This window comes from Caballeronia sp. LZ034LL (assembly GCF_031451215.1).
Lineage (GTDB): Bacteria > Pseudomonadota > Gammaproteobacteria > Burkholderiales > Burkholderiaceae > Caballeronia.
Map to the genome: position 1 here is coordinate 1 of NZ_JARUXR010000011.1, position 3198 is coordinate 3198.

The 3198-nt window shown below is 53.0% G+C and carries 2 rRNA genes; both read right to left on the bottom strand.

Annotated features, from left to right (window positions below):
- Nucleotides 1–8: 8 nt before the first annotated feature.
- Nucleotides 9–122 (bottom strand): 5S ribosomal RNA (gene rrf / locus QCE83_RS34930).
- Nucleotides 123–292: 170 nt separating this feature from the next.
- Nucleotides 293–3180: ribosomal RNA gene (locus QCE83_RS34935) — 23S ribosomal RNA — on the bottom strand.
- Nucleotides 3181–3198: the final 18 nt, after the last annotated feature.

Genomic DNA, 3198 nt, shown 5'->3' on the forward strand with positions numbered 1-3198 from the left:
CATGAGGAGCCTGACGATTACCTACTTTCACACGGGTGATCCGCACTATCATCGGCGTGGAGTCGTTTCACGGTCCTGTTCGGGATGGGAAGGGGTGGTACCGACTCGCTATGGTCATCAGGCATGACTTGTTGTTGTGACGTCGGGGACGGCACAACCAATCTGGGAAGAAGTAGAAGTGTTTGGGGTGGTGATTGTTGGCAACAACGACTCACTCAACCAGGTATCCCCTACGGGGATCGGACCAGAGTAAGCGCTGAAGCGCTAACTCTGGTCGAGACACACTGGTTATAGGATCAAGCCTTACGGGCAATTAGTATCAGTTAGCTCAATGCATTACTGCACTTACACACCTGACCTATCAACGTCCTGGTCTGGAACGACCCTTCAAGGGGCTCGAAGCCCCGGGGATATCTCATCTTAAGGCGAGTTTCCCGCTTAGATGCTTTCAGCGGTTATCTCTTCCGAACATAGCTACCCGGCGATGCCACTGGCGTGACAACCGGTACACCAGAGGTTCGTCCACTCCGGTCCTCTCGTACTAGGAGCAGCCCCCTTCAAATATCCAACGCCCACGGCAGATAGGGACCAAACTGTCTCACGACGTTTTAAACCCAGCTCACGTACCTCTTTAAATGGCGAACAGCCATACCCTTGGGACCGGCTACAGCCCCAGGATGAGATGAGCCGACATCGAGGTGCCAAACACCGCCGTCGATATGAACTCTTGGGCGGTATCAGCCTGTTATCCCCAGAGTACCTTTTATCCGTTGAGCGATGGCCCTTCCATACAGAACCACCGGATCACTATGACCTGCTTTCGCACCTGCTCGACTTGTCGGTCTCGCAGTTAAGCACGCTTATGCCATTGCACTATCAGCACGATTTCCGACCGTACCTAGCGTACCTTCGTACTCCTCCGTTACGCTTTGGGAGGAGACCGCCCCAGTCAAACTGCCTACCATGCACTGTCCCCGACCCGGATCACGGGCCAAGGTTAGAACCTCAAACAAACCAGGGTGGTATTTCAAGGACGGCTCCACCAAGACTAGCGTCCTGGTTTCATAGCCTCCCACCTATCCTACACAGATCGGTTCAAAGTCCAATGCAAAGCTACAGTAAAGGTTCATGGGGTCTTTCCGTCTAGCCGCGGGGAGATTGCATCATCACAAACACTTCAACTTCGCTGAGTCTCGGGAGGAGACAGTGTGGCCATCGTTACGCCATTCGTGCAGGTCGGAACTTACCCGACAAGGAATTTCGCTACCTTAGGACCGTTATAGTTACGGCCGCCGTTTACCGGGACTTCAATCAAGAGCTTGCACCCCATCATTTAATCTTCCGGCACCGGGCAGGCGTCACACCCTATACGTCCACTTTCGTGTTTGCAGAGTGCTGTGTTTTTATTAAACAGTCGCAGCCACCAGTTTATTGCAACCCTTTCACCCTCCTGGCGCAGGCCAGTCAAGCTACAAGGGCGTACCTTATCCCGAAGTTACGGTACCAATTTGCCGAGTTCCTTCTCCCGAGTTCTCTCAAGCGCCTTAGAATACTCATCTCGCCCACCTGTGTCGGTTTGCGGTACGGTCACTATTAGACTGAAGCTTAGAGGCTTTTCTTGGAACCACTTCCAATTGCTTCGCTCCCTAGAGAGCTCGCGCCACACCCTTGAATTACGCGCCCGGATTTGCCTAAGCGCCTTCTCCAATGCAGCGACCGGGACGTCCAACACCCGGACAACCTTCCGCGATCCGTCCCCCCATCGCATCTAACAATGGTGCAGGAATATTGACCTGCTTCCCATCAGCTACGCATTTCTGCCTCGCCTTAGGGGCCGACTCACCCTACGCCGATGAACGTTGCGTAGGAAACCTTGGGCTTACGGCGAGGGGGCTTTTCACCCCCTTTATCGCTACTCATGTCAGCATTCGCACTTCCGATACCTCCAGCATGCCTTTCGACACACCTTCGCAGGCTTACGGAACGCTCTCCTACCACACACGTGTCTTTCAACGTGTATCCGCAGCTTCGGTGACTGGCTTGAGCCCCGTTACATCTTCCGCGCAGGACGACTCGATCAGTGAGCTATTACGCTTTCTTTAAAGGGTGGCTGCTTCTAAGCCAACCTCCTGACTGTTTTAGCCTTCCCACTTCGTTTCCCACTTAGCCAATCTTTGGGACCTTAGCTGGCGGTCTGGGTTGTTTCCCTCTTGACACCGGACGTTAGCACCCGATGTCTGTCTCCCGTGATTGCACTCTTCGGTATTCGGAGTTTGCTATGGCGTAGTAATCCGCAATGGACCCCACAACCATGACAGTGCTCTACCCCCGAAGGTGATACACGAGGCACTACCTAAATAGTTTTCGGAGAGAACCAGCTATTTCCAAGTTTGTTTAGCCTTTCACCCCTATCCACAGCTCATCCCCTAACTTTTCAACGTTAGTGGGTTCGGTCCTCCAGTACGTGTTACCGCACCTTCAACCTGGCCATGGATAGATCACTTGGTTTCGGGTCTACGCCCAGCAACTGATCGCCCTGTTCGGACTCGCTTTCGCTACGCCTGCCTTAATCAGTTAAGCTCGCTACTGAACGTAAGTCGCTGACCCATTATACAAAAGGTACGCCGTCACCCCTTGACAGGGCTCCGACTGTTTGTATGCATGCGGTTTCAGGATCTATTTCACTCCCCTCCCGGGGTTCTTTTCGCCTTTCCCTCACGGTACTGGTTCACTATCGGTCGATCACGAGTATTTAGCCTTGGAGGATGGTCCCCCCATCTTCAGACAGGATTTCACGTGTCCCGCCCTACTTGTCGTACACCTAGTTCTTTCACGCTGTTTTCGTCTACAGGGCTATCACCTGCTATGGCCGCACTTTCCAGAGCGTTCGACTAACAATGCAAATAAAGAGTACAGGCTCTTCCCATTTCGCTCGCCACTACTTTGGGAATCTCGGTTGATTTCTTTTCCTGCGGTTACTTAGATGTTTCAGTTCACCGCGTTCGCTCCACGTGACCTATGTATTCAGTCACGGGTACTCCATTAGGAGTGGGTTTCCCCATTCGGACATCTCCGGATCAAAGCTTGTTTGCCAGCTCCCCGGAGCTTTTCGCAGGCTACCGCGTCCTTCATCGCCTGTGATCGCCAAGGCATCCACCACATGCACTTGTTCGCTTGACCCTATAACAAGTGTGTCTC